This is a genomic window from Rhodococcus sp. 14-2470-1b, assembly GCF_002259415.1.
In the GTDB taxonomy this organism is placed as follows: Bacteria; Actinomycetota; Actinomycetes; order Mycobacteriales; family Mycobacteriaceae; genus Rhodococcoides.
The window spans coordinates 1-24,387 of the sequence record NZ_NPFY01000006.1 but is presented as its reverse complement, the minus strand read 5'-3'; the positions used below and the strand labels follow the sequence as shown (position 1 = coordinate 24,387).

Genomic DNA, 24,387 nt, shown 5'->3' with positions numbered 1-24,387 from the left:
CAATAGCGTGGGTACAGGTCGGACCGTCGGCACAGGAGATGAGTTTTGAGCAGATTCACCGAGGAGATGTTCTCGACGGCGCGCACGAGCAAGCGAGGGCTCGTCACCGGTGAGCCGGATCAGGCGCTGAGGCAGTCCTGGGGCGAGATTCACCAGGTGGCGCGGTCGATGGCGGGCGCACTCGCCGACGCAGGCATCGAACGTGGCGATGCGGTAGGCGTCCTCGCCGGCCAACCGGTCGACATCGCGCCTGCGTGTCAGGCGACGTGGATGCGAGGCGGATCGGTGACGATGCTGCACCAGCCGACACCGCGCACCGACCTCGGGGTGTGGGGCACCGACACCGAGACGGTCGTGAAGATGATCGACGCGAAGGCTGTCATCCTGGGCGCCCCGTTCGACATCGCGGCGCCCATCCTCGAAGAACGCGGCATCACCGTGCTGAAGATCGACGACATGCGTGCGGGCCGGGACTGCGATCCCGTCGACACCGACGAGTCGGACATCGCACTGCAGCAGTTGACGTCCGGATCCACCGGATCACCGAAGGCCGTGCGGATCACACACGAGAACTTCTACGTCAACGCGTACGCGATGATCGACCGCATCAAGTTCGACGTCGACTCGGACGTCATGGTCAGCTGGCTGCCACTGTTCCACGACATGGGCATGGTCGGCTTTCTGACGGTGCCGATGCAGGTAGGTGCCGAGGTCGTCAGCATCACGCCGCTGGATTTCCTCCGGTCACCGCTCCTGTGGGCCAAGCTGATCCACAAGTACGGCGGAACCGTCACCGCAGCACCCAATTTCGCGTACTCGCTGCTGGCGAGGAGGCTGTCGCAAGCCGAGGACGATCTCGATCTCGACCTCAGCTCGCTGCGCTACGCCTGGAACGGCGCCGAGCCCGTCGACCCGGACACGATGGCGGCGCTGGCCGAGGCAGGGGCGCCGTACAAGCTGGATCCGCTCGCGCTCGCGCCCGTGTACGGCATGGCCGAAACCACACTGGCCGTGTCCATCCCCGACCCGGGTCAGGGGCAGGTCCTCGACGTCGTCGACGCCGATCTGCTCGAGGCGATGGGTCGAGCCGTCCCGTCGACCAAGGGCAATCTGCGACGCCTCGCGACACTCGGCACGATGGTGCCGAACCTCGAAGGCCGCGTCGTGGACAAAGAAGGGCAGGTCCTCACTCCACGCGGCGTCGGCATCATCGAGGTCCGAGGTAAAGCCGTCACACCGGGATACATCACCGTCGACGGACCTGTTGCCACACAGGACGAGGACGGGTGGCTCGACACCGGTGACGTCGGCTACTTCACCGAAGAAGGACTGGTCGTCGTGTGCGGCCGCGTCAAGGACGTCATCATCATGGGCGGGCGCAACATCTACCCGACCGACATCGAACGGGCAGCGGGCTCGGTACGCGGCGTGCGGCCGGGCAACGCCGTCGCGATCAGGCTCGATGCGGGGGACAAGAGGGAGAGCTTCGCGGTTGCCGTGGAGACCAACGACTTCCAGAATCCCGACGAGGTGAAGCGGATAGAACACGACGTCGTCCACGCCGTGCACTCGGAAGTAGGAGTGCGGCCCAGAACCGTTGCCGTCCTCGGTCCAGGATCGATCCCCAAGACGTCCTCCGGCAAACTCCGTCGATCCAACTCGGCGGGGCTGCTGGGCTGAATGGGACCGAGTCAGCACCCTTTGTGAAGACTTCGCACGCTTTCCAGTGCGAGAGCACGCGTGCCAGCTCGGCAAAAACGGTGCTAGCTACCTCGGATGAACCTGGTTCTGCGCTGCTTCGAGGCCGACGCGCAGGAGTAGCTCGGCGGCGTCGGCGGCTTCTTCCACGATGACGCCGAGGTCCTTGCGTTCGGCCGAGGAGAAAGGTTTGAGGACGTACGACGCCGGGTCCATGCGGCCGGGCGGACGCCCGACGCCGACGCGCACACGCAGGTAGTCCTTGGTGCTCAGGTGCTGGGAGATGGAGCGAAGCCCGTTGTGGCCGCCTTCGCCGCCGCCGAGCTTGAGCCGGATGGCACCGAAGTCGATGTCGAGTTCGTCGTGGACGACGACGATGTTCGACGGCGAGGTGGAGAAGAACCGCGCCAAGCCTGCGACGGGTTGGCCGGAGAGGTTCATGAAGGTGCGGGGTTTGGCGACGATCACCGAACGGTCCGCGAGGCGTGCTTGGACTATGTCGGAGTTCGACTTCTTGTGTGAGGAGAACTTCGCACCGATCCGGGCTGCGAGCACGTCGGCGACCATGAATCCGACGTTGTGGCGGGTCGTTTCGTACTGTGCGCCGGGGTTACCCAGGCCGACGATCAGGGCCGTATCTGCAGTCACGGTTGATCATGCTCCCATCGAGAAGGGTGAAACGAGAACGCGCCGCTCCCGACGAGGGGAGCGGCGCGTGTCGTGATGCGGGGCTGAGATCAGCTCTCGTCGGAGCTTTCCTCGGATGCCTCTTCTTCGTCGACGACGTCGCCGGTCGGAGCCTCTTCGCCCTCGGCTTCGAGGTCTTCCTCGGTCGGTGCCTCGACGACGTTGACGAGCAGGAGCTCGGGGTCGGAGATCAGGGTGACGCCGGCCGGAAGGGTCAGGCCGCCTGCGAGAATCTGGGTGCCTGCCTCGACGCCCTCGACCGAGACCTCGACGGACTCGGGGATGGACAGTGCGTCGGCCTCGATCTCGACGACGGTCGAGTCGGTGGTGACCAGGGTGCCGGGGGCTGCGTCACCCTCGACGACGACGTTGATCTCGACGGTGACGCGCTCGCCCTTGCGCAGGACGAGGAGGTCGGCGTGCTCGATGCTGCGCTTGATGGGGTGAACGACGACGGACTTGGTCAGTGCGACCTGCTCCTTGCCGTCGATGTCGAGGGTCAGAACGGCGTTGGTGCCGTCCTTACGCAGGACTGCGGCGAATGCGCGGGTGTCGAGTGCGAGGTGCTGCGGGTCGGTGCCGTGTCCGTACAGAACGGCGGGGACCAGGCCGTCGCGGCGTGCACGGCGTGCAGCGCCCTTGCCGAACTCGGTGCGTACAGCAGCCTTGAGGTTGTTTACATCGTTCGACATCAGAGAACAGCTCCTTGAGATCACGGTGTGGGCAAGTGCTTCGTCGGGGCAGACACGAACGAGCACGGCCGAGGAGCCGAGCCGCGTCGATCACGGTAGTTCCTGTGCGGAGCTACCCTCGCCGAGACAACCCGGGAGACTCTACACGACCCTCTCCTGTGAGGGGAAACGTAGACCTGGGGGAAGGAGCGGAGCCTGCGGAGCGACCGGACTGCAAGGCTCCATTCACAAGGGTGGAGGCGATGGATCGGGCGACGTCGACGGCGTCGGCGCGAGCTCCTGCGGTGCTCATCACGACGGCGCCTTCGTGGATCAGGGACAGTTTCAGGCCGAGCTCGTCCGGTGCCGGCAGGCCTGCGTCCTCCGCGAGCTGGACGAACAGTGCTCGCGTCCAGTCCTTCTCGGACCGGATGACCTCGAGAGCCGGATGGTCGGTCCCGCCGTACTCGGCGAAGGCGTTGACGAACCCGCAGCCGCGGTGGTTGTCGCGCATCCAGGCGGCCAGTGCGTCGTAGATGCTCAGAACGCGATCGGGTCCGGTGGGGATCGGTTCGAGATAGGCGAGGACGAACTCGCACCATCTTTCGAAACGTCGCTCGAGATAGCGCATCACCAGCCCGTCCTTGGAGCCGAACCGGTCGTAGAGCGTCTTCTTCGTCGTCCCGGCTTCGTCGGCGATGAGGTCGACGCCGACCGCGCGGATGCCGCGCTCGTAGAACAGTGCGCTGGCGACGGTCAAAATCCGCTCGCCCGCAGGCGTCAAAGCTTTGGTCATGTGTGCCTCCGATCACAGGTGCACTGCAAGTATACAGACCTGTATGGTTACCTCGTCGGTATGGACAAACTAGCCGCCATCGCTCTGGTGATTCTGTGGAGTTCCGGATTCATCGGCGCGGAAAACGGAACCGCCCACGCACCCGCGCACACGCTGCTCGGATGGCGATACCTCGTTGCGGTCGCCATCCTCGGTGCCTGGTGCTGGTATCGCGGACTCCGCACGACCTGGGCAGGGGTTCGCCGACAGAGCGTGCTCGGCTTCTTCAGCCAGTTCCTCTACCTGGCGTGTGTGTTCGGGGGTGTCGGCCTCGGAGTTCCGGCCGGCACGGCCGCACTCATCGCAGCCATGCAGCCCTTGGTCGTGGCGGGCCTGGCCGTACGTGTGTTGGGTGAGGGCTTCGGCGTCGGCAAGTTCGTGTCTCTGGCCGTTGGGTTCGGTGGAGTCGTCGTCGTGGTCGCAGGTGACCTCGGCGGTGAGGGTGCGCCCTGGTTCGTGTATTTGCTGCCTCTGGCGGGCATGGTGTCGCTGGCGGTCGGCACCGTTCTCGAACGCAAACTGCAGACGACGGAACCGATTCCGCTCGCAATGCTGATCCAGGCGTGCGTCGCGGCAGGACTGTTCATGACGTGGAGCGCGGCCCTGGGCGACGCAGCGCCGCCCGTCACGATCGGCTTCTGGGGCGCGGTCGCGTGGTTGGTCGTGCTGTCGACGTTCGGCGCATACGGCACCTACATGTTCGTCCTGCGCCGCAGCGGTGCCACGCGTGTCAGCGCCCTGCTCTACCTCACACCTGCGACGACGATGGTGTGGGCGCTACTGATGTTCGGCGACCCCATCACCTGGACGGCCGTGGCCGGGACGGCGATCAGTGCCCTCGCCCTGTGTGCATGGAGGCGACCAACTCGTCCAGCTGATCGAACGTCACGAAGTAGTGCGGGGATGCACGAATCACCGAGTCCAACCCCCGCAGGTTCATGTCCACGAGCGTCGAACGTCGATGGCTGACCGTCACGGTGATGCCCTTCGCGGCCAATTCGTCGCGCACGTCGGTGGGGTTCCTGCCGTCGACGGTGAAGGACACGATGCCGCTGCGGCGGTCGCCGAGGTCGTGCACGGTGACCCCTGCGACGGTGCGAAGGCCGGCTCGCAGGTGTTCTGCACGTGCGCTGACGGCGTCCTGGACTGCGTCGATTCCGATGTCCAGTAGGTAGTCGACGGCCACGCCGAGTCCGAGCCGGGCCGCGACGGAGCACTCCCAGAACTCGAACCGCGAGGCGTCGGCTGCGAGTTGGTACTCCCGTTCGCCGGTCCACTGTGCGCTGTGCAGGTCCAGTGCCGGTGGTTCCAGTGTTTCGGCGAGGCCAGGTCGGACATAGAGAAATCCGGTTCCGCGGGGCCCCCGCAACCACTTTCGGCCCGTCGCGCTGAGAGCGTCCACTCCGAGTTCGCCGACGTCCACTCGCACCTGTCCGATGGATTGGCATGCATCGAGCAGGACGAGCGCGCCGACTCGGTGCGCGAGTTCGGACACCTCTCGTGCGGGGTTGACGAGTCCACCGTTGGTGGGCGCGTGGACAAGTGAGACAATTCGGACGCGTTCGTCGAGCATGTTCTCGAGCGCGGCCAGGTCGATCTGCCCCGAGGGGTCGCTCGGTACGAACTCGACGCTGGCGCCCGTCGCGGTCGCACGCTGCAACGCAGCTATCGCGTTGGAGGCGTACTCGACCTGGCACAGCAGTATCCGATCACCGCGTGTCAGCGGGACGGAGTAGAAGAAGTCGCTCCACGATCGAGTTGCGCTGTCGCTCAGAGCAATGCCCGACGGCGTCGCGCCGATCAACCGGGCAATGGAGGTCTTGACTGCCGCGAGGTCGGCCATGCGCTCGTTCGCGGCGCGGTAGCCACCGACGACTGCCTCGCGGCGGATGTGCGCGACGGTGGCGTCGACGACGGGGTCGGGCGGCAGTGACGACCCTGCGCTGTCGAGGAATATCGAGGACACCGCAGCCGGTGTGTCCCGGCGGATCCGATCGAGATCGAACATGTCGACGCCTTCCTGGTGCACTGCTGGGGAGTCGTGGTTACTGTCGTAAGCGGAGCCGGCCGAGTCGTTCCGCAGGCTCCACTCCCGCAAGGCTTTCACATAGGCTCGGTTTCGGGCCGAATTGCCTCGGGTAGGCGTGTGCAACTCGGGTAGTCGGGACGAACACAAGGAGATGGCAATGACGTCCACGGTCAAGTCCCGCGAGCTGAGCACACGGCCCGCAGCGGCGGCGTACGTCGAACGTGTGTGCTTCAAACTCGGCCCACCTCGGCTGATCGGTGCCGAGTTGGAGTTCTTGACACACACGCCGGATGGGGCGAGGCCCGCATTGGACTCTCTGGCTGCTGCCCTCGGGGAGTACGCCCCGCGAAACATCTCGTCCACCTCGCCCGGCCGTCCGCTCCCCGGCGGGAGCGTCGTCACCATCGAGCCCGGTGGCCAGGTGGAACTGTCGAGTTCGCCGTACCCATCGGTGCAGGAGCTCGCGCGATCGGTCGACGCGGACACGCGTCGTCTCGAGTCGATGCTGAATGCCGCACGGATCGGTATGGTCTCTGTTCCTGCCGATCGTGATCGCGAACCCCAACGTCTGCTCGTTCTCCCTCGATACTGCGCGATGGAGGACAGGTTCACGACAATCGGCCCTTTCGGCAAGTTGATGATGTGCAATACCGCAGCCGTCCAGGTGAGCGTCGACGCCGGGCGGGACCGCGAGGATGTGGCGCGCCGGTGGACGATGCTCGAAGCTGTCGGGCCGGCTCTCGTCGCGGCGTTCGCGTGCTCGCCGACGCTACGAGGCGCACCGGCGGGGAGCTGGGCGTCGCAACGTATGCGGACGTGGCTCGAATTGGACAGCAGTAGAACGGAAGTGCCCAGTTCAGGCGATCCGATTGCGGACTATTCCGCCTGGGCGCTGGACGTCCCGCTGTTGTGTATCAGGGGCGAGGGCGAGAACTGGGAGGCCCCACCGGGGACGACCTTCGCGGACTGGATTGCCGACGCCGCTCGCGTCGGTCGACCACCGACTACCGAGGATCTGGATTACCACCTCACCACGTTGTTTCCGCACGTTCGCGCGTGTGGGCATCTCGAGATCCGCTACCTCGACGCGCAGCCGGACGGCCAGTGGGTGGTTCCCGCCGCGCTGTTCGACGCCTTGTTGTCCGGCCCCGATGTGATCGACCGTGCAGGGCGGATCGCGGCAGAGACTGCCGGGCGCTGGGTCGACGCTGCCCGCGACGGGCTCGCCGATCCCGGTCTCCGTAGGGCAGCGGAATCGTTGGCGCACTTGGCCGCCGAGAACTCGCCCGATCACCGCACACTGTTACTGGACCTTGCCGAGCGATGTCGTCGTGCAACGGCACCGACCGATCGGCACTCCACCGGAAAGGAATCGGCATGACGAGCACCGAAGAACTGCGCAGCACCGTCGAGCGGGTACTCGCCCGAAGTCGGGCGCGCAGCTCGGCCCTCACCGACGCCGTGGACGACGCAGACCTCACCGCCCAGCATTCGCCTCTGATGAGCCCGCTCGTGTGGGACCTCGCGCACATCGGCAACCAGGAAGAACTCTGGCTGGTGCGCGACGTCGGCGGGCGCGAACCGGTGCGGTCCGACATCGACGAACTGTACGACGCGTTCAAGCACTCCCGGTCCAGCCGTCCGTCGCTGCCGTTGCTGACGCCGGACGAGGCACGGGCCTACGTCGGGTCCGTCCGCGACAAGGTGTGGGACGTCCTCTCTGCCAGTCCGCTGGACGGGCGCAGGCTCGAACGCGACGGCTTCGCGTTCGGCATGGTGGCCCAGCACGAGCAACAGCACGACGAGACGATGCTCGCGACACACCAACTACGTACCGGTCCAGCGGTTCTCCACGCACCGCCTCCTCCCACAGCGCAGACCCCCGCGGCCGGGGAAGTGATCGTCGACGGTGGTGTCTTCACCATGGGCACCACGCTCGATCCCTGGGCACTCGACAACGAGCGACCCGCACATTCGACGTACGTCGCCACGTTCGCCCTCGATGTCGCACCCGTGACCAACCGTCAGTACGAGGTGTTCGTCGCCGACGGCGGATACTCCCGTCCGGAACTGTGGAGCGAACGCGGCTGGGCACACAGAACCACCGAGGGGCTCGTCGCCCCACAGTTCTGGGAACGCGACGCCGACGGCAGCTGGTGGCGTCGGGCATTCGGAGTGACGGCACCGATCAAGCCCGACCAGCCCGTCGTACATGTCAGTTTCTTCGAAGCCGAGGCGTACGCGCGGTGGGCAGGCAAAAGGCTCCCGACCGAAGCGGAGTGGGAGAAGGCGGCCCGCTTCGATCCGGCGACCGCGACGGTACGCAAGTACCCGTGGGGAGATGCCGAACCGACGGAGGTGCACGCCAATCTCGGTCAGCGGCACCTCGAACCGGCCGACGTCGGTGCTTATCCGGCCGGAGCGTCACCGCTCGGAGTGCAGCAGTTGATCGGCGACGTGTGGGAGTGGACGTCGTCGGATTTCGAGCCCTACCCGGGCTTCGAGCCGTTCCCGTACGCCGAGTACTCCGAAGTATTTCTGCGCGGTGATTACAAGGTCCTGCGCGGCGGATCCTTCGGGACCGACGAGGTCGCGTGCCGTGGCACGTTCCGCAACTGGGACCACCCGATCCGGAGGCAGATCTTCGCCGGCTTCCGGTGCGCACGAGATGTGTAGACATCTGGGCTATCTCGGGCCGACACGGTCGGTCGCCGACGTCATGACCGCCGGTGAGAACTCGTTGTTCGTTCAGTCCTGGGCGCCGAAGGACATGCGGGGCGGCGGCACGATCAACGCCGACGGATTCGGCGCGGCGTGGTGGGACGCCGACGGCGCACGCAGCTATCGCAACCCGATGCCGATCTGGTCGGACCCGGCGGTCGACGACGTACTCGGTGCGACGTCGTCGACGGCCGTGCTCGGAGCCGTTCGGTCTGCAACCGTCGGGATGCCGATGGAGCGCAGTGCATGTGCCCCGTTCACGGACGGGACGTGGGCGTTCAGTCACAACGGTGTCGTGTTCGGGTGGCCCGACGCATTGGCCGACCTTGCGTCCGAGGTGCCGCCGACAGAGCTCCTGGCACTGCCGGCACCGACGGATTCTGCTGCGCTGTGGGTGATCCTCCGGAACCTGCTGCGGCAGCACGATCCGGAGAAGGCGTTGCGGGTGTTGATCTCTCGCGTAGAGCAGTCGTCACCCGGTCCGCGTCTGAATCTCCTGCTGAGCGACGGCCACACGCTGTACGCGAGCGCGGTGTACCACTCGCTCTCCGTGCTGGACACGGGGGACTCCGTCACCGTGGCATCCGAGCCCACCGACGAGGACCCCCGGTGGGTGTCGCTCGCGGACCGAACGTTCGTCGTCGCCCGACCGGGGCATGTCGACGTCACAGATCTCGATTGAGGGGAAGCATATGGCTGACATTGCTCTGGACGTGCACATCTCACCCGAAAGGCTGCTCGACGATCTTCGTTCCGACGTGCGGTTGGGTATGACGGCGACGCCCAAATGGATTTCTCCCAAATGGTTCTACGATGCGCGTGGGAGCGAGCTGTTCGAGCAGATCACCGAACTGCCGGAGTACTACCCGACTCGCACCGAGCGTGGACTGATCGAGACACACGCCTACGACGTCGCCGAGCGGACGAACGCCGCGATCCTGGTGGAGTTGGGTTCGGGGTCCTCGGAGAAGACACGACTGTTGCTGAATGCAGGCATCAAGCACGGATCGCTGCGCAAGTACGTACCCCAGGACGTGTCTCCGACGGCACTCGAGGGGGCGATCGAGGTGATCGCCCGCGAGCATCCCGGGCTCGAGATCCAGGGGATCGTCAGCGATTTCACCGATACCCTGCAGAACCTTCCTGCCGACGGCAGCCGAACCATTGCGTTCCTGGGCGGCACTCTGGGCAATCTCATTCCCGAGGAGCGTGCACTCTTTCTCGCCGACATCGCCCAGGCTCTGATCGCCGGTGAATTCCTGCTGCTGGGAGTGGGATTGGTAGTCGAAGAGAGTGTGGTCGTCCCGGCGTACGACGACGCGGCCGGTGTGACGGCGCAGTTCAACGCGAACGTACTGTCGGTGCTGAACGAACGCCTGAACGCGAACTTCGATCCACAGCAGTTCGAGCATGTAGCGCTGTGGAATTCGGAGGCCGAGTGGATCGAGATGCGTTTGCGGGCTCGCACGGCGCAGGACATTCGAATCGAGGATCTCGATCTCGACGTCCACTTCGACGAGGGCGAAGAGTTACGGACGGAGATCTCGGCCAAGTTCAGGGAAAAGGGGATAGAAGCAGAACTCGTCGACGCGGGGTTCCGCGTCGACGAGTTCTGGACCGATCCGGAAAGCAGGTTCGCTCTCATCCTCGCCAGTCGGACATCACTCGGACAGCGCGACGACCGGTGAGATGGAGTTCGCTCGACGCGACGGCATGAGAGAGGCCACCAGCGCCAGCACTGCAGCCGACAGAACGGTTCCGGCGATGATCGCCCACGGCAGCGTCGGCAGGCCGATGCCGGATTGCGCGATGGAACCGAGCAGCGATTGCGCGGCCGCCCATCCGTAGACGATGCCGAGGAGAAGCCCGAAACCCATCGACGCGATCACCATCTGCGCGCTCTCGGACACGATCATTCCGCGGACCTGCTTGCGGGTGAAGCCGAGAGCGCGCAGCAGGCCGAGTTCGCGGGTGCGCTGCATGACACTGAGCGAGAGGTTGTTGACCATACCGACGGCCGCGATGACACCCGAGAAGCCGATCAATCCGGTCATGATCCCGACGGTCACCGTCAGCACCTGATCGAGCGATTCTTCGCTGAACTCGTGTTGCAGCATCGTTCGGTAGCTGTACATCGCCACGGCGAACGTCACCACCAGCGTGACGCCGATCAGCAGACCCAGCGCTGTGCGCGTGGCACGCTCCGGGTACCGCGTTGCGTTCGCTGCGGCCAGGCGCGCCGACGGCGTGCTGCCGAAGAGCCTGCCGACTACTCGCAGGACCCACGGCACGATTCGGTGTGCGCCGACCATGATGCCGGTGAACGACGCGGCGCCGCCGAAGAAGGCGATGAGCACACCGGCAGGGGTCACCGCGCCGACGAGCACCCCGAGTCCCAACAGCACTGCGCCACCGGCGATGAGAACGATCGACAACGTCGTGCGTGCGGCTCGGCGCCGCGAATCCTCGGATGCAGCGGTCACGGCGACGCCCGTCGCCCGAACAGGCGTCACGTCGAGAACGCGTTTGCTTCCGATGTACGACGCCGCCCACGTGGTTCCCACGACGATGACGACCGGCAGCGCGACGAGTGGCTGCACCGTCGTGTATGCGACGTCGGGTAGCTTGCCTGCACCGACGGCGATCGCTCGGGCCAGGTGACTGCCGGCGACGCCCACCACCAAGCCCACCGCCGAACCGAACAGTCCGACGGACAGTCCTTCACGGGACACGGAGCGACGCAGTTCTCGGCCGGAGGCACCGAGGAGTCGTAGCAGCGCAATGGTCTTCGTACGGCCGGCGACGATCGTGCCGAACGTGTTCGCGGTGACGACCGACGCGACGTACAGTGCGAGAAGGACGAACACCATTGCGACGCTGTAGAGCGCGACGGCGACAGCGCCTTGTCCGTCGGTGCCGAAGATGTCGAGCAGGAATGACGTTGCCTGGATCAGCACTACACCGAAGAACGATGCGAGCGCTGTGACGAGGATGCTCGCACCGTGTTCACGATGCGGTGTCGACGCGGTTGCGGCCCTCACGCGACCTTCTCCATCGCCAGCATGTAACCGGAGATCTGCTCGGGCGTCGAACGCGCCCGCTCGTCGACGATTCGTCCGTCCGCCAGGAACACGATCCGATCCGCATAGCTGGCGGCCACCGGGTCGTGAGTGACCATGACGATCGACTGGCCGTACTCGCGAACTGCGGCCGCGAGGAGCGCGAGAACCTCACGGCCGGTGCGGGAATCGAGGTTTCCCGTCGGCTCGTCCGCGAAGATCAGGTGTGGCCGCGAGCCGAGCGCTCGTGCGATGGCGACCCGCTGCTGCTGTCCGCCGGACAGCTGATGGGGGCGATGAGACGTCCGTTCGCTCAGGCCCAGGGTGGCGATGAGTTGTTCCACCCACGCGGCTTCCATCTCGGTCGGCGCATGACCGTCGAGCTCGAACGGAAGCAGGATGTTGGACCTGACGTCCAGCGTCGGGACCAGATTGAACGCCTGGAAGATGAAGCCGATCTGGCGTCGGCGAAGCTCGGTGAGGGCATCGTCGCCGAGATCGGTGATGTCGGTGTTCGCGAGTACGACTTGTCCGGACGTCACCGAATCGAGGCCCGCCATCACATGCATGAGGGTCGATTTGCCGGAGCCCGACGGGCCCATGATGGCCGTGAACTCTCCGGAGCGGATGTCGAGCGACACGTCGTCGAGCGCGTTCACATGGTTGGCTGCGTCGCCGTAGCTCTTGTGGACCCGGTGAACCCGGGCTACCGGTGCTGGTGTTGTGGTCATGTCTGTAGAAACTACGAACCACAGGGGTGAAAAGAATCAGGCTGCAGTCTCTGCTTCGTACATCCAGAGGATGATCTGGGGTCGGTGCATCGGGGAGTTCAGCGCACCAGACCGTGTTCGAAGGCGTACACGACCAACTGGACCCGATCCCGCAGACCGAGCTTCGTGAAGATTCTGCTGATGTGAGTCTTGACGGTTGCTTCGCTCAGGAACTCCTGTGCCGCGATCTCGGAGTTGCTCGCACCCCTCGCCGCCAGGTGAAACAGCTCGCGTTCGCGTGCGGTGAGAAGGTCGAACTCCTTGGGCGCCTGCGGAGTTGCCGGGGTGTCGGTGAAGTGACCGAGCAACGCGGTCGTGGCCGACGCCGCGATCACCGAGTTGCCTGCGTGGACGGTGCGGATCGCCGCGAGCAAGAATTCAGGGTCGGCGTCCTTGAGTACGAATCCGCTCGCGCCGGCCTTGATCGCCTTCGCCGCACTCTCGTCGAGATCGAAGGTCGTCAGCACAAGGATCCTCGGGGGTTCGCTCGATGCCGCGACGATCTCCGCTGTCGCCGCAATGCCGTCGAGAACCGGCATCCGAATGTCCATCAACACGACGTCGGGGGAGACCTCGGCCGCCAACTCGACCCCGGCCTTGCCGTCGCCGGCCTCGCCGACGAACTCGAGATCGGGTTGCGACGAGATCAGCATCCTGATCCCGGCACGAAAAAGCTGCTGATCGTCGACCAGCGCCACTTTTATACGGCTCATTCCGCAGGCTCCATTCCTGTGAGTGCTCCGGGAATGTGCGCGACGAGTGTCCACACACCATGATCGTGGCTGGTCTTCAGTGTGCCGCCGGACAGGAACGCACGTTCGCGCATACCGATGAGGCCGTGCCCGCCTGTGGATTCGGATGCTGCTCGCACGGAGTTGCGCACGGTAAGCGTCGTGCCGGTGGGTACGGACTCGACGGTTACCGATACCGGGCGCGACGAGTCCCCGTGTCGCAGAGCGTTGGTCAGCGCTTCCTGCGCTATCCGGTACAGGGTGAGGTGGCCGCCGGCACCCAGGTCGGTGGCGTCGCCGGCGGAATCGAAGTCGATTCGCAGACCGGCCGCGCGCATCCGGTCCACCAACGTGGACAGGTCCTGCGATTCCGTGGCCGGAACGTCGTCGGTGTTGTGGCGTAGCTGGGCCAGCACGCCGCGGACGTCTCGTAGTGCATCGCGAGCGGTGCCTGCGATGGTGCCGAGGGCCTCGTCGACAGCCTCGGGATCCGCTTTGCGTGCGTACCGGGCACCGTCTGCCTGCGCGATGACGACGGCGAGCGAGTGCGCGACTATGTCGTGCATGTCGCGAGCGATTCGATTGCGCTCGTGTTCGACGGCAATATCCTGCAGTGCCCGTTCCTGCTCGATCTCGGCCAACGCGCGTTGGTGCTTCTCCTCGATGGACATCCGGTTCGCCAACGCGATACGCCCCAGAGCCCACGACAACCCAAGGACAGCCCACGAGGCAACCAGCAGGATGATCAGTTGCTGCGCGTAGTCGCCGACGGAGCGGCTGCCGTCCGGTGAGACGTTCGGGTCACCGACAAGGGTGAGGAAGGTAGCGGCGACGATGCCGCCGACGACGGTGGACACGAGACCGATCTTGCGAACGCGGTCCGAACCGTATGCAGCAGTGGCGAACAGCACGAACAGGATTGCAGTGTTGGCGCCTTGGGTGCCGAGGCCACCCGCCATCTGACCGATGGCGAAAACCCAGGAGATCGCCAGCGCAAGGGGAGGCGAGAGACGACGCAGTGCCAGCGCGACGCCGTAGCCGAGCAGGACGACGACGGCCAGCACACCGTTGTGCGCGACGGCGGACGGAAACAGCACGGCCGTGAAGACGGCAGCGAAGCCGACGTCGATGGCGACCTGATAGCGCGCTAGCGTCCTGAACACCCGTCCAGGGTACGTACCGCCGAGGGTCAGATGCGGCGACGCGCCTTCTCGAGCGCACCGAGGGTGGTGAGGACCGTGGTGCGCTGCTTCTCGAGATCCTTTCGGCGAGCGCGTGCCGGCAGGCTCTCCTGTCCCTCGAGCGCGCTGATCTGCGAGTCGACGTCGGTGAGCTGAGCGAGCAACTTCTGCACCCGCGACTCGAGCTCGATCATGTCGATGCCACTGACACCCGCCTGCTGCTTCTTGGGAGCGGCCGGCTTGCTCGCTGCAGCAGAGGAGGCAGACGACGAGCTTGCACTGCTCGGCGCCTGGCGAGGAGCAGCAACTGCAGCAGCAGCCCTGGGGCGCAACGCTTTGCGGACCGCAGCCGGATCCGGCAGCTTCTCGAGACGAATGCTGTTCAGCACGGCACGAGCATCACGAGCAGTGACGCGGTACTCGCGCTCCTCCTCGTCATCGGACGCAAGAGTGCCGCCGAGGGGGCGCAGACCGTACATGCCGATGAAGTGCTTCGCCTCGTCGATGACGGCTTCTTTTTCACGGCACAGGCCGCAACGCGGTTCGTTGCGATAAGTTTCGATCGAGTCGGTGCTTCCGCACCACACGCACCCGCCCGGAGTCCACCGGGCGATACGGACGGTAGAAGTTGCTGCAGGGCTGTCCATGGTTTGCGCGTCGATCACGACGAGTCATCTTAGGGTACAACGCAACCCGCCCCGCACACCCCCTCCCTCCCGAACTGCGCTTTCCATCACCGAAGTGACGAAGCTCATTTCAAGGGGCCGAGGTCTGCGGAGCGGGTGTAAAGAAACCGAACGTGATGTTCGGTCAGTTGGGTGGACCGCCCGTTCGGAGCGAAAGTGGCGTTCGGTCCGTTAGACGGACTGAACGTGGTGTTCGGTCAGTTGGGTGGACCGTCCGTCTGGAGCGAAAGTGGCGTTCGGTCCGTTAGACGGACTGAACGCCACGTTCGCTCCCGAAAGGGCGGACCTGCACCACCGGAGCCTGCGGAATGGCTTAGGCGGAGCCGTTGAACAGGCTTGTGACGGATCCGTTTTCGAAGACTTCGCGGATGGTACGGGCGAGGAGAGGTGCTATGGACAGCTCGGTGAGGGTGTCGAAGCGCTTCTCGTCGGTGATGGGGAGGGTATTGGTGACGACGACTTCCTTGGCTCCGCAGTTGGCGAGGCGTTCGGCGGCCGGGTCGGAGAGGACGCCGTGGGTGGCGGCGATGACGACGTCGCCTGCTCCGGCTTCCTTGAGGACCTTGACGGCGCCGGCGATGGTGCCGCCGGTGTCGATCATGTCGTCGATCAGGATGCAGGTGCGGCCTTCGACGTCACCGACGACGCGGTTGGACTTGACCTGGTTGGGCACCAATGGATCACGGGTCTTGTGGATGAACGCGAGGGGTGCGCCGTCGAAGCTGTCGGCCCACTTCTCTGCGACGCGCACTCGGCCGGAGTCGGGGGAGACGACGGTGATGTGTTCGAGGCTGTACTTGTCGCGGATGTGCTCGGCGAGCTGGCTGTGTGCGTGCATGTGGTCGACGGGGCCGTCGAAGAAGCCTTGGATCTGGTCGGTGTGGAGGTCGACGGTGATGATCCGGTCGGCGCCTGCGGTCTTGAGCAGGTCGGCGACGAGACGCGCGGAGATCGGCTCGCGTCCGCGGTGCTTCTTGTCCTGGCGGGCGTACGGGTAGAACGGCAGGATCGCGGTGATGCGCTTCGCCGACCCACGCTTGAGCGCGTCGATCATGATGAGCTGTTCCATCAACCAGGTATTGAGAGGGAAGGGGTGGCTCTGCAGGACGAAGGCGTCCGATCCTCGGACCGACTCCTCGAAGCGAACGAAGATCTCGCCGTTTGCGAAGTCGCGTGCGGTCTGCGGGGTTACCTCGATCCCCAGTTCCTTCGCAACCTGCTGTGCGAGTTCGGGGTGTGCTCGACCCGAGAAGAGCATGAGGTTCTTCTGGTTGTCGATCCAGTTCGGGGTGGTCACTGCTGTTCGCCGTCCTTTGATTTTTGCGCGTTTGCCGATTCGGCCGCCAGAGCGCGTGCTGCAGCGTCCGCTGCGGCAGTGCCTGGACGCTTCTTCTCGACCCAGCCTTCGATGTTGCGCTGGGAACCAGCGGAGACGGCGAGCGTCCCCGGTGGTACATCGTTGCGGAGCACGGTGCCTGCTCCGGTGTACGCGCCGTCGCCCACTCGCACGGGGGCGACGAACATGTTGTCCGAGCCGGTGCGGACGTGGGATCCGACTACGGTGCGACTCTTGTTGACGCCGTCGTAGTTGACGAACACGCTCGACGCTCCGATGTTGGAGTGTTCGCCGATGGTCGCATCTCCGACGTACGTCAGGTGCGGCACTTTCGAGTGGTTGCCGACGGTCGAGTTCTTGGTCTCGACGAAGGTTCCGATCTTGGCGCTGTCCCCGATGTCGGATCCGGGGCGCAGGTACGCGAAGGGCCCGACGGTTGCGCCGGGCCCGATGGTGGATTTGTCTGCCTGCGTACGTACGACGGACGCGCGTTCGCCGACGACGACGTCGCGCAGAGTCGTGTCGGGTCCGATGACGGCGTCCTCACCGACGTGGGTGTTGCCGAGCAGCTGGACACCCGGCTCGAGACGGACGTCGGCGCCGACGGTGACATCGATGTCGATCCAGGTGGTTGCGGGGTCGACGACGGTGACTCCCGCGCGCATGTGCTTTTCGACGATGTGGCGATTCAGGACGGCCGTGACGTGGGCGAGCTGCACTCGGTCGTTGACGCCCATCACCAGGTCGGGGTCGGCGAGCTGGGTTCCGTAGACGGGGAGTCCGCTGCTCTTGCTGATCTCTACGACATCGGTGAGATACAGCTCGTGCTGCGCGTTGGCGGTACTGAGCTTGCCCAGCGCAACGCGCAACGCGGTCGCGTCGAACGCGTAGACGCCGGAGTTGACCTCGTCGATCAGGACCTGCGCGGGGGTGGCGTCGGCGTGTTCGACGATCTCGGCGACTTGGTCGTCGTCGGCGCGCACGATGCGGCCGTACCCGTTCGCGTCGTCGGGCACGAACGTAAGAACCGTTGCCGCTGCAGGCAGCGGCGCGCTCAGGTGCTCGTCGAGCAGAGCCTTCAAGGTGTGTCCGTCGAGGAGGGGAACGTCGGCCGCGGTGACGAGGATCGTTCCCTCGAAATCGTCGGGGAGCGCGCTGAGCCCGCACTGCACGGCGTGGCCGGTGCCCAACTGCTGTTCCTGCACCGTGGTGACGATGGTGCGTCCGAGTTCCTCGCTCAGTTCGACGACGGATTCGGTGACACGTTCGCGGTCGTGTCCGACGACGGTGACGAGGTGATCGGGGCCCAGATCAGCGGCGGCGTGCAACGCGTGCGCGAGCATCGTTCGCCCACCCAGCGGATGCAGCACCTTCGGGGTCTTGGATCGCATTCGGGTGCCTGCACCTGCTGCGAGAACGACCACGGCGGTATGCAACGGCAACGGGGCTCCTCGGGCGACGATCGCTGAACTGGATCTTCAGGGCAATGTTTCTCGCTCCGCCGCCAGGACTCGAACCTGAACTATCTGAACCAAAATCAGAGGTGCTGCCATTACACCACGGCGGATCATTTCACCAGCGGTTTCTCCGGTCGCCGGTGTCTGCACAAGACAGACTACTGGCCTCGAAGCTCCCGCCGAGCGCAACGAGTCTCGCATGCGGGGTGGCCCGAGGTCGAACCGCTCCCGTCGATCGGTGTCATTCGTCCCATAAGCTCGGGTTTCGACGCTGGGAGACCGGAGGCCCGGTTTCGACGCCGGGGAAACCGGCAGGAGAACAGATCGCAGGGAGGTACGTCTTGTCCGAGCCCGAGAAGGCGCCGCGTGTCCGGATGACAGGAACGCAGCGTCGCGAGCAGTTGATCGAGATCGGTCGCTCCTTGTTCGCCGAGCGAGGGTACGAGGCGACGTCGGTGGAGGAAATCGCGGTCCGGGCGACTGTGTCGAAGCCCGTCGTCTACGAACACTTCGGGGGCAAGGAAGGCCTCTATGCCGTCATCGTCGACCGTGAGATGTCGACGTTGCTGCACATGGTGACTTCGTCGTTGTCGCAGAACCGATCGAGGGTGAGGGTCGAGCGGGTTGCTCTTGCATTGCTGACGTACGTGGAGGAGCGAACCGACGGGTTCCGCATCCTGGTCCGTGATTCTCCGGTCGCTGCGGCCGACGGCAAGTACTCGTCGCTGTTGAACGATGCAGTGAGCCAGGTCGGGCACATCCTTGCGGGAGACTTCACTCGACGCGGATTCGATGCCGGATTCGCTCCCTTGTACGCGCAGGCGCTGGTCGGGATGGTGTCCATGACGGCTCAGTGGTGGCTCGACGTGAGGGAGCCGTCGAAAGAGGTCGTCGCGGCGCACGTCGTCAATCTGTGTTGGAACGGTCTCACCAATCTGGAGGCCGCGCCCCTATTGGCCGGTGAATGAGGCGAGTATTTCCCCACGTGTCGGTGAAAGAGCGGGTAGGGTTTGGTTTGCGTCCATGAGACCTACTTCACAGCGACGCATGTATGTTGTTCGGACCATCTGTACGTTGACCAAGGTAAGAATGCCACCGAGTGGTACCGTTCGCTCGTAATTTGCGCAGTGGCAGTCGAGTATTGCGAAGGCGGATCCAATGGTCAGACAGGCACGCGCTGAGATCACGCGCGACACCGTGCTGTCGGGTGCCGCGAATGTGTTCTTGCGCCTGGGCTACGCGAACGCGAGCCTCAGCGAGATCATCTCTCAGTCCCAGGTCACCAAGGGTGCCCTCTACTTCCACTTCGGGTCGAAGGAAGAGTTGGCGCGTGCGGTCATCGACGAGGGCAATGCCCGGCTGACGGCGGCGTGCCAGCAGTTCAACGACGGACGTATCCCGGCGTTGGAAGCGGCCATCGGCATCTCCTACATCGTCGTCGACATGTCGGTCAGTGACCCGATGGTGTCGGCGATGCTGCGGCTCAGCCACCAGATCGGTGATTACCGGGGCACCCAGGGCAACGTGATGTCCGGCTGGAGCGAGTCGTTCAACGCTTTGGCGGCCAAGGCGATCAAGCAGGGCGACCTTGCGGCCGATGCGGATCCCGCGACCATCGGTGCCCTCGTCCTCGAGATCCTCACCGGCGTGCACATGGTCGCCGTCGCCACGGGCAACACGGAGGAACTTCCGTCACGGATGGAACGTCTCTGGTACTACCTCCTTCCGTCACTCGTGACGGCGGGCAAGGTCGAGTACTTCCGTGAGTTCGCGGCCCGGCGCGTCATCCGGCACTAGTTGCCCGTAGCTGGACGTATGTAAAGGACGCACGACGTCGGCGGTAGGATCGATCGCGATATCCATTGCGCCGATCTCGCTCAGGAGCCCCGCAGTTGTCTTCCGATTCTTCGCTTGCACTGTCGGGCCTCGCGCGCGTCGCACTGTCGGACTCCACGCTCGCCGCCGTGCGCGACGCCGTCGGAGCCGCGGAACGCACCCTCGTCGGACCCAACTCGTCGCGGCCGTTCGTCGCGTCCGCCATCGCCGAACGAGCGCAGGTACTCGTCGTCACCGCTACCGGCCGCGAGGCCGATGATCTGACGACCGAACTGCAGCAGATTCTCGGCGACGCCGTCGCACAATTCCCGTCGTGGGAGACACTGCCGCACGAGCGGTTGTCGCCGAGCGCGGACACCGTCGGCCGACGCCTCGAGGTTTTGCGACGTCTGGCCCGGCCGGACGACAAGGACTACGGCCCGACGCTTCAGGTCATCGTCACCACCGTCCGCTCGCTCGTGCAGCCGATGGCGCCGGGGCTGGGGGAGATCGAACCCATCGGCTTGCGCGTCGGCGTCGAGATCGACTTCGACGGGCTCATCCACCGCCTCGTGGAATTGGCCTACACGCGCGTCGACATGGTCGGAAAGCGCGGTGAATTCGCCGTTCGCGGCGGCATTCTCGATATCTTCTCGCCGACGGCCGATCACCCCGTTCGTGTCGAGTTCTGGGGCGACGAGGTCACCGAACTGCGCGCCTTCTCTGTTGCGGACCAGCGGTCTCTCCCGGACGTCGACATTCAGTCGGTCATCGCGCCGCCGTGTCGTGAGCTGATCCTCACCGAGACGGTCCGCGATCGCGCGGCCGCCCTCGCTGCGGACAACCAGGCGGATGCAGCGCTGGTCGAGATGCTGGACAAGCTGTCCGCGGGTGTTCCCGTGGAAGGCATGGAGGCACTGCTGCCGCTGCTGCAGCCCGGTGAGCTCCAGTTGCTCGCCGACGTGCTGCCCGACGGCGCGCACGTCCTTCTGTGCGATCCGGAGCGAATCCGCACGCGTGCAACCGATCTGGTGCGGACCGGCCAGGAGTTCCTGGAAGCGTCGTGGACGGCCGCGTCGGTCGGAGGCGCAGCCCCTCTCGATGCGTCGACGGTCAACACCGACAGTCTCGGCGGAGTGAGCCTGGATCTCGGGGCGTCGGCGTACCGCTCGCTCAGGCAGATTCGCGAATCCGCGCAGGCTCTGGGTCGACCCTGGTGGACCATCAGCCCTCTCGCGTCCGGAAGTGAGGACGAGGTCGCACTCGTCGTCGAGTCGGTCCCCGAGGTCCGTGGCTCCGAGGAGTTGCTCGCCGGCGTGTTCGCGATGCTCCGCGCACACGTCTCGACGGGTGGGCGCGCGGTCATCGCCGTCGCCGGAGCAGGCACCGCCAACCGCATCATCGAGAGGCTCGGCGAGGCGGAAGTACCTGCGGCGCATATCGAGTCGGGCTCCGAGCCGTTGCCGGACGTCGTCAGCGTGCTGTGTGGCACGTTGAACGAAGGACTGATTCTGCCCGACGCCCGGCTCGTGGTCGTCACCGAGAGCGACCTCACCGGAAACCGAGTCGCGGCCACCGAAGGGCGAAAGCTACCGGCCAAGAGGCGAAATCAGGTCGATCCGCTCGCACTGGTTGCCGGCGACAGCGTCGTGCACGATCAGCACGGCATCGGTCGATTCGTGGAGATGATCGAGCGCACCGTCGGCGGTGCGCGACGCGAGTACCTCGTCATCGAGTACGCACCCAGCAAGCGCGGTCAGCCCGGCGACCGATTGTTCGTGCCGATGGATTCGCTGGATCAGCTCTCGCGCTATGTCGGCGGCGAGTTGCCGTCGCTCAGCAAGCTCGGCGGATCGGACTGGGCCAACACCAAACGCAAGGCACGCAAGGCGGTTCGTGAGATCGCCGGCGAGCTCGTGCAGTTGTACGCGGCGCGTCAGGCGGCGCCGGGCCACGCATTCGGTCCGGACACCCCGTGGCAGCGTGAGATGGAAGACGCCTTCGGGTTCACCGAGACCATGGACCAGATGACCGCGATCACCGACGTCAAGGCCGACATGGAGAAGGCGGTTCCGATGGACCGCGTCATTCTCGGCGACGTCGGCTACGGCAAGACGGAAATCGCCGTCCGCGCCGCGTTCAAAGCAGTTCAGGACGGCAAGCAGGTGGCGGTGCTCGTGCCGACAACGCTGCTCGCTCAGCAGCATCTGCAGACGTTCACCGCTCGAATGGCCGCATTCCCGGTGACAGTCAGGGGCCTTTCTCGCTTCACCCACGGCGCCGAGTCGAAAGAAGTCATGGCAGGTCTGGCCGACGGAACCGTCGACGTCGTCGTCGGCACGCACCGCCTGTTGCAGACGGGTGTCGTGTGGAAGGACCTCGGCCTCATCGTCGTCGACGAGGAGCAGCGATTCGGCGTCGAGCACAAGGAGCACATCAAGTCGCTCCGCACCCACGTGGACGTGCTGACGATGTCCGCGACGCCTATCCCTCGTACGCTCGAGATGAGCCTCGCGGGGATTCGTGAGATGTCGACCATCCTCACGCCTCCCGAGGAGCGCCATCCGGTCCTGACCTACGTCGGCGCGTACAACGACAAGCAGGTCGCGGCCGCGATTCGTCGTGAACTGCTGCGCGACGGTCAGGTGTTCTTCGTGCACAACCGCGTCAGCTCGATCGACAAGGCAGCCAAGCGCATTCGAGATCTGGTGCCGGAAGCTCGGGTGACCACCGCGCACGGTCAGATGAACGAGGAAACTCTCGAACGCACGGTGCAGGGCTTCTGGGAACGCGAGACCGACGTGCTCGTGTGCACCACCATCATCGAGACGGGCCTCGACATCTCCAACGCCAACACGTTGATCGTCGAGCGCAGTGATTCCCTCGGCCTGTCGCAGCTGCACCAACTTCGAGGCCGTGTCGGGCGTAGCCGCGAGCGTGGATACGCGTACTTCCTGTACCCGGCGGAGAAGCCGCTCACCGAAACTGCCTACGACAGGCTGTCCACCATCTCGCAGAACTCCGACCTCGGTGCCGGTATGGCCGTCGCCATGAAAGACCTCGAAATCCGCGGCGCCGGAAACGTTCTGGGCGCCGAACAGTCCGGCCACGTCGCCGGCGTCGGATTCGATCTGTACGTGCGGTTGGTCGGCGAAGCCGTGGAGGCGTACCGAGCGGCCGCCGACGGCAAACCGATCTCCACGGACGAAGCGCCGAAGGAAGTGCGCATCGACTTGCCCGTCGACGCACACATTCCGCCGGACTACGTCACCAGCGACCGCTTGCGTCTCGAAGCGTACCGAAAGCTGGCCGCAGCAACGAATTCCGACTCGATCACGGCGGTGTTGGACGAGCTCGTCGACCGCTACGGCCCGCTTCCCGAGGAAGTGGGACGCCTGGTGTCCGTCGCCAAGCTTCGCCTGATCGCGAAGGAATACGGGCTGACGGACGTCAATGTCGCCGGTACGCAGGTCAAGCTCGCACCCATGGATCTGCCCGATTCCAAGCAGATCCGACTCAAGCGGCTCTACCCCAACGCTGCGTACCGGGCCACCACCGGTGTGGTGCAGACGCCTCTGCCTCGCGTGGAGGGAGGCGGCGTCGGTGCTGCGCGAGTGCGGGACGTCGAGTTGGTCCAGTACATCGCCGACCTCATACTGTCACTCGACGGTAAACCGTCCAGGTCGGTGTTGCTGGAGCAGACTGTGGGGGTGTGATGACGGTAGTGCTGCTGGATCCCGTTCGCCCGACGATGGTCCCGGCCGAGGCCGTGGAGTTCCTCAACGGAGTCGTCGAATTCACCGAGGAGGTTCCGGTGCGCACCCGGTGGCTGTTCTCGGGTACCGCGCACGCCGACGGCTCCGCCGAGGTACTCGTCAGCACCGACCCGTCGAACCCGGATGTGCAGCAGCGCATTCGGCGCGGTGACCGCGTGATCTCGTCGCCGAAGCTGCCTGGCGACGACCTGATCGCCGCCGTACTTCTGATGGACCGCCTTCGGGTCCGAGGTGGGTGGGAAGCTCAGCAGACACACGCGTCGTTGAGTGGTTACCTGCTGGAAGAGACGTACGAGCTCCTCGACGCCATCCACAGCGGCAACCTCGACGATCTGAAAGAGGAACTCGGGGACATCCTGCTGCAGGTGCTGTTCCATTCTCGGATCGCGCAGGACGCGTCGGACAATGCGTTCGACGTCGACGACGTAGCAGCGGGCCTCGTCCGAAAGCTGACCCATCGAACCCCGCATCTCGACGACGGATCGACCGGACCGATCGACGTCGCCGTGCAGGAGAAAGCGTGGGAGGAGAAGAAAGCCGCCGAGAAAGCCCGCGGTTCCTGCCTGGACGGCGTCGCGCTCTCCCAACCCGCGCTGGCACTGGCTCAGAAAGTCGTGGCACGCGCGAGCAAAGCCGGACTGCCCGACGAGCTGATCCCCGACGAACTCCGCGTCGTACACATCGGCCTCGACCACAGTCACGGCGGTGAGAGCGCCGAGGACCTGTTGCGGCGCAACGTCTTGCGCTTCGCCGACCGCATCCGCGACGCCGAAAAATCCGCCAAAGTCCACGGCGCAGTACCTGGCAAACTCACCGCAATCGAATGGATAGAGAACTGGGGTAGGCGGTAGGTTCACCCCCCCCTTGTCGCATGAATGGGCCCTGCTGGCTATCGGTACGCATGAATGTGACTTCCAAGCGATGCGGGGGGGGGG

At 65.2% G+C, this 24,387-nt stretch carries 20 protein-coding genes, 1 tRNA gene and 1 pseudogene; 10 read left to right on the top strand and 12 right to left on the bottom strand.

Annotation, left to right across the window (positions count from 1 at the left end; all coding sequences use genetic code 11):
* The first annotated feature begins 45 nt into the window (after positions 1-45).
* Positions 46-1,680, top strand: a complete 1,635-nt coding sequence (locus tag CH293_RS03310; RefSeq protein ID WP_094719369.1) for a fatty acyl-AMP ligase — start codon at positions 46-48, stop codon at positions 1,678-1,680.
* Between the two features lie 87 nt (positions 1,681-1,767).
* Here the strand turns inward: CH293_RS03310 and pth are convergent, their stop codons facing one another.
* From pth to CH293_RS03295, 3 genes are all read right to left on the bottom strand, one after another.
* Positions 1,768-2,346 (bottom strand): aminoacyl-tRNA hydrolase, encoded by a 579-nt coding sequence (gene pth, locus CH293_RS03305; protein ID WP_037110663.1) that lies wholly within the window; start codon positions 2,344-2,346, stop codon positions 1,768-1,770.
* An 89-nt stretch (positions 2,347-2,435) separates the two neighbouring features.
* Entirely contained in the window at positions 2,436-3,077 is a 642-nt protein-coding gene (locus CH293_RS03300; protein ID WP_176459895.1) for a 50S ribosomal protein L25/general stress protein Ctc, read from the bottom strand.
* 112 nt (positions 3,078-3,189) lie between these two features.
* Positions 3,190-3,852: a TetR/AcrR family transcriptional regulator gene (locus CH293_RS03295; RefSeq protein WP_094719367.1), complete on the bottom strand. Its 663-nt coding sequence runs from the start codon at positions 3,850-3,852 to the stop codon at positions 3,190-3,192.
* 60 nt (positions 3,853-3,912) lie between these two features.
* Here CH293_RS03295 and CH293_RS03290 point away from each other — a divergent pair.
* A pseudogene (locus CH293_RS03290) lies at positions 3,913-4,677 on the top strand (DMT family transporter); the annotation flags it as partial.
* Between the two features lie 43 nt (positions 4,678-4,720).
* Here CH293_RS03290 and CH293_RS03285 read toward each other — a convergent pair.
* Positions 4,721-5,899, bottom strand: coding sequence for an aminotransferase class V-fold PLP-dependent enzyme (locus tag CH293_RS03285; RefSeq protein ID WP_037110782.1), 1,179 nt, complete (start codon positions 5,897-5,899; stop codon positions 4,721-4,723).
* 178 nt (positions 5,900-6,077) lie between these two features.
* Here CH293_RS03285 and egtA point away from each other — a divergent pair, with 178 nt between their 5' ends.
* From egtA to egtD, 4 genes are read left to right on the top strand one after another with little or no spacing between them, the layout of a single operon-like run.
* Entirely contained in the window at positions 6,078-7,301 is a 1,224-nt protein-coding gene (gene egtA, locus CH293_RS03280; protein WP_176459894.1) for an ergothioneine biosynthesis glutamate--cysteine ligase EgtA, read from the top strand.
* Positions 7,298-8,596, top strand: coding sequence for an ergothioneine biosynthesis protein EgtB (gene egtB, locus CH293_RS03275; RefSeq protein ID WP_176459893.1), 1,299 nt, complete (start codon positions 7,298-7,300; stop codon positions 8,594-8,596). Before egtA ends, egtB begins: the two co-directional genes overlap by 4 nt.
* Positions 8,589-9,323 carry an ergothioneine biosynthesis protein EgtC gene (gene egtC / locus CH293_RS03270; protein WP_094719365.1) on the top strand — a complete coding sequence of 245 codons (735 nt, stop codon included), beginning with the start codon at positions 8,589-8,591 and terminating at the stop codon, positions 9,321-9,323. Before egtB ends, egtC begins: the two co-directional genes overlap by 8 nt.
* Before the next feature lie 10 nt (positions 9,324-9,333).
* Positions 9,334-10,329, top strand: coding sequence for an L-histidine N(alpha)-methyltransferase (gene egtD, locus CH293_RS03265; protein WP_094719364.1), 996 nt, complete (start codon positions 9,334-9,336; stop codon positions 10,327-10,329).
* Here the strand turns inward: egtD and CH293_RS03260 are convergent.
* The 8 genes from CH293_RS03260 to CH293_RS03225 all read right to left on the bottom strand — a co-directional run bounded on the left by CH293_RS03260 (position 10,303) and on the right by CH293_RS03225 (position 17,971).
* The gene (locus CH293_RS03260) at positions 10,303-11,682 is read right to left on the bottom strand and encodes an FtsX-like permease family protein (RefSeq protein ID WP_094719363.1); all 1,380 of its coding nucleotides are present in this window, start codon (positions 11,680-11,682) and stop codon (positions 10,303-10,305) included. The genes egtD and CH293_RS03260 overlap by 27 nt on opposite strands.
* The gene (locus CH293_RS03255; RefSeq protein ID WP_037110672.1) at positions 11,679-12,431 is read right to left on the bottom strand and encodes an ABC transporter ATP-binding protein; all 753 of its coding nucleotides are present in this window, start codon (positions 12,429-12,431) and stop codon (positions 11,679-11,681) included. Before CH293_RS03255 ends, CH293_RS03260 begins: the two co-directional genes overlap by 4 nt.
* Positions 12,432-12,529: 98 nt before the next feature.
* A complete protein-coding gene (locus CH293_RS03250; protein WP_094719362.1) occupies positions 12,530-13,183 on the bottom strand; it encodes a response regulator transcription factor in 654 nt (217 codons plus the stop codon).
* On the bottom strand, positions 13,180-14,364 hold the full coding sequence (locus CH293_RS03245) for a sensor histidine kinase (protein ID WP_094719361.1): 1,185 nt from the start codon (positions 14,362-14,364) through the stop codon (positions 13,180-13,182). Before CH293_RS03245 ends, CH293_RS03250 begins: the two co-directional genes overlap by 4 nt.
* Before the next feature lie 26 nt (positions 14,365-14,390).
* Entirely contained in the window at positions 14,391-14,969 is a 579-nt protein-coding gene (locus CH293_RS03240; RefSeq protein WP_037110675.1) for a hypothetical protein, read from the bottom strand.
* A gap of 412 nt (positions 14,970-15,381) precedes the next feature.
* Positions 15,382-16,365, bottom strand: a complete 984-nt coding sequence (locus tag CH293_RS03235; protein WP_037110677.1) for a ribose-phosphate diphosphokinase — start codon at positions 16,363-16,365, stop codon at positions 15,382-15,384.
* On the bottom strand, positions 16,362-17,846 hold the full coding sequence (gene glmU, locus CH293_RS03230) for a bifunctional UDP-N-acetylglucosamine diphosphorylase/glucosamine-1-phosphate N-acetyltransferase GlmU (RefSeq protein WP_176459892.1): 1,485 nt from the start codon (positions 17,844-17,846) through the stop codon (positions 16,362-16,364). Before glmU ends, CH293_RS03235 begins: the two co-directional genes overlap by 4 nt.
* A gap of 54 nt (positions 17,847-17,900) precedes the next feature.
* Positions 17,901-17,971: transfer RNA gene (locus tag CH293_RS03225), tRNA-Gln, on the bottom strand.
* Between the two features lie 264 nt (positions 17,972-18,235).
* Here CH293_RS03225 and CH293_RS03220 point away from each other — a divergent pair.
* The 4 genes from CH293_RS03220 (at position 18,236) to CH293_RS03205 (ending at position 24,303) form a co-directional block, all read left to right on the top strand.
* Positions 18,236-18,829, top strand: a complete 594-nt coding sequence (locus CH293_RS03220) for a TetR/AcrR family transcriptional regulator (protein WP_170945156.1) — start codon at positions 18,236-18,238, stop codon at positions 18,827-18,829.
* A gap of 190 nt (positions 18,830-19,019) precedes the next feature.
* Positions 19,020-19,658, top strand: coding sequence for a ScbR family autoregulator-binding transcription factor (locus CH293_RS03215; protein WP_037110680.1), 639 nt, complete (start codon positions 19,020-19,022; stop codon positions 19,656-19,658).
* Positions 19,659-19,753: 95 nt separating this feature from the next.
* Positions 19,754-23,392 carry a transcription-repair coupling factor gene (mfd, locus tag CH293_RS03210; protein ID WP_094719359.1) on the top strand — a complete coding sequence of 1,213 codons (3,639 nt, stop codon included), beginning with the start codon at positions 19,754-19,756 and terminating at the stop codon, positions 23,390-23,392.
* On the top strand, positions 23,392-24,303 hold the full coding sequence (locus CH293_RS03205; RefSeq protein WP_094719358.1) for a MazG family protein: 912 nt from the start codon (positions 23,392-23,394) through the stop codon (positions 24,301-24,303). Before mfd ends, CH293_RS03205 begins: the two co-directional genes overlap by 1 nt.
* Positions 24,304-24,387: the final 84 nt, after the last annotated feature.

Bases quoted from the DNA above. Each gene is read 5' to 3' on its own strand.
- CH293_RS03300 (WP_176459895.1), bottom strand. From the start codon at position 3,077: ATGTCGAACGATGTAAACAACCTCAAGGCTGCTGTACGCACCGAGTTC.
- CH293_RS03295 (WP_094719367.1), bottom strand. From the start codon at position 3,852: ATGACCAAAGCTTTGACGCCTGCGGGCGAGCGGATTTTGACCGTCGCC.
- CH293_RS03285 (WP_037110782.1), bottom strand. From the start codon at position 5,899: ATGTTCGATCTCGATCGGATCCGCCGGGACACACCGGCTGCGGTGTCC.
- egtA (WP_176459894.1), top strand. From the start codon at position 6,078: ATGACGTCCACGGTCAAGTCCCGCGAGCTGAGCACACGGCCCGCAGCG.
- egtB (WP_176459893.1), top strand. From the start codon at position 7,298: ATGACGAGCACCGAAGAACTGCGCAGCACCGTCGAGCGGGTACTCGCC.
- egtC (WP_094719365.1), top strand. From the start codon at position 8,589: ATGTGTAGACATCTGGGCTATCTCGGGCCGACACGGTCGGTCGCCGAC.
- egtD (WP_094719364.1), top strand. From the start codon at position 9,334: ATGGCTGACATTGCTCTGGACGTGCACATCTCACCCGAAAGGCTGCTC.
- CH293_RS03255 (WP_037110672.1), bottom strand. From the start codon at position 12,431: ATGACCACAACACCAGCACCGGTAGCCCGGGTTCACCGGGTCCACAAG.
- CH293_RS03250 (WP_094719362.1), bottom strand. From the start codon at position 13,183: ATGAGCCGTATAAAAGTGGCGCTGGTCGACGATCAGCAGCTTTTTCGT.
- CH293_RS03220 (WP_170945156.1), top strand. From the start codon at position 18,236: ATGACAGGAACGCAGCGTCGCGAGCAGTTGATCGAGATCGGTCGCTCC.
- CH293_RS03215 (WP_037110680.1), top strand. From the start codon at position 19,020: ATGGTCAGACAGGCACGCGCTGAGATCACGCGCGACACCGTGCTGTCG.
- CH293_RS03205 (WP_094719358.1), top strand. From the start codon at position 23,392: ATGACGGTAGTGCTGCTGGATCCCGTTCGCCCGACGATGGTCCCGGCC.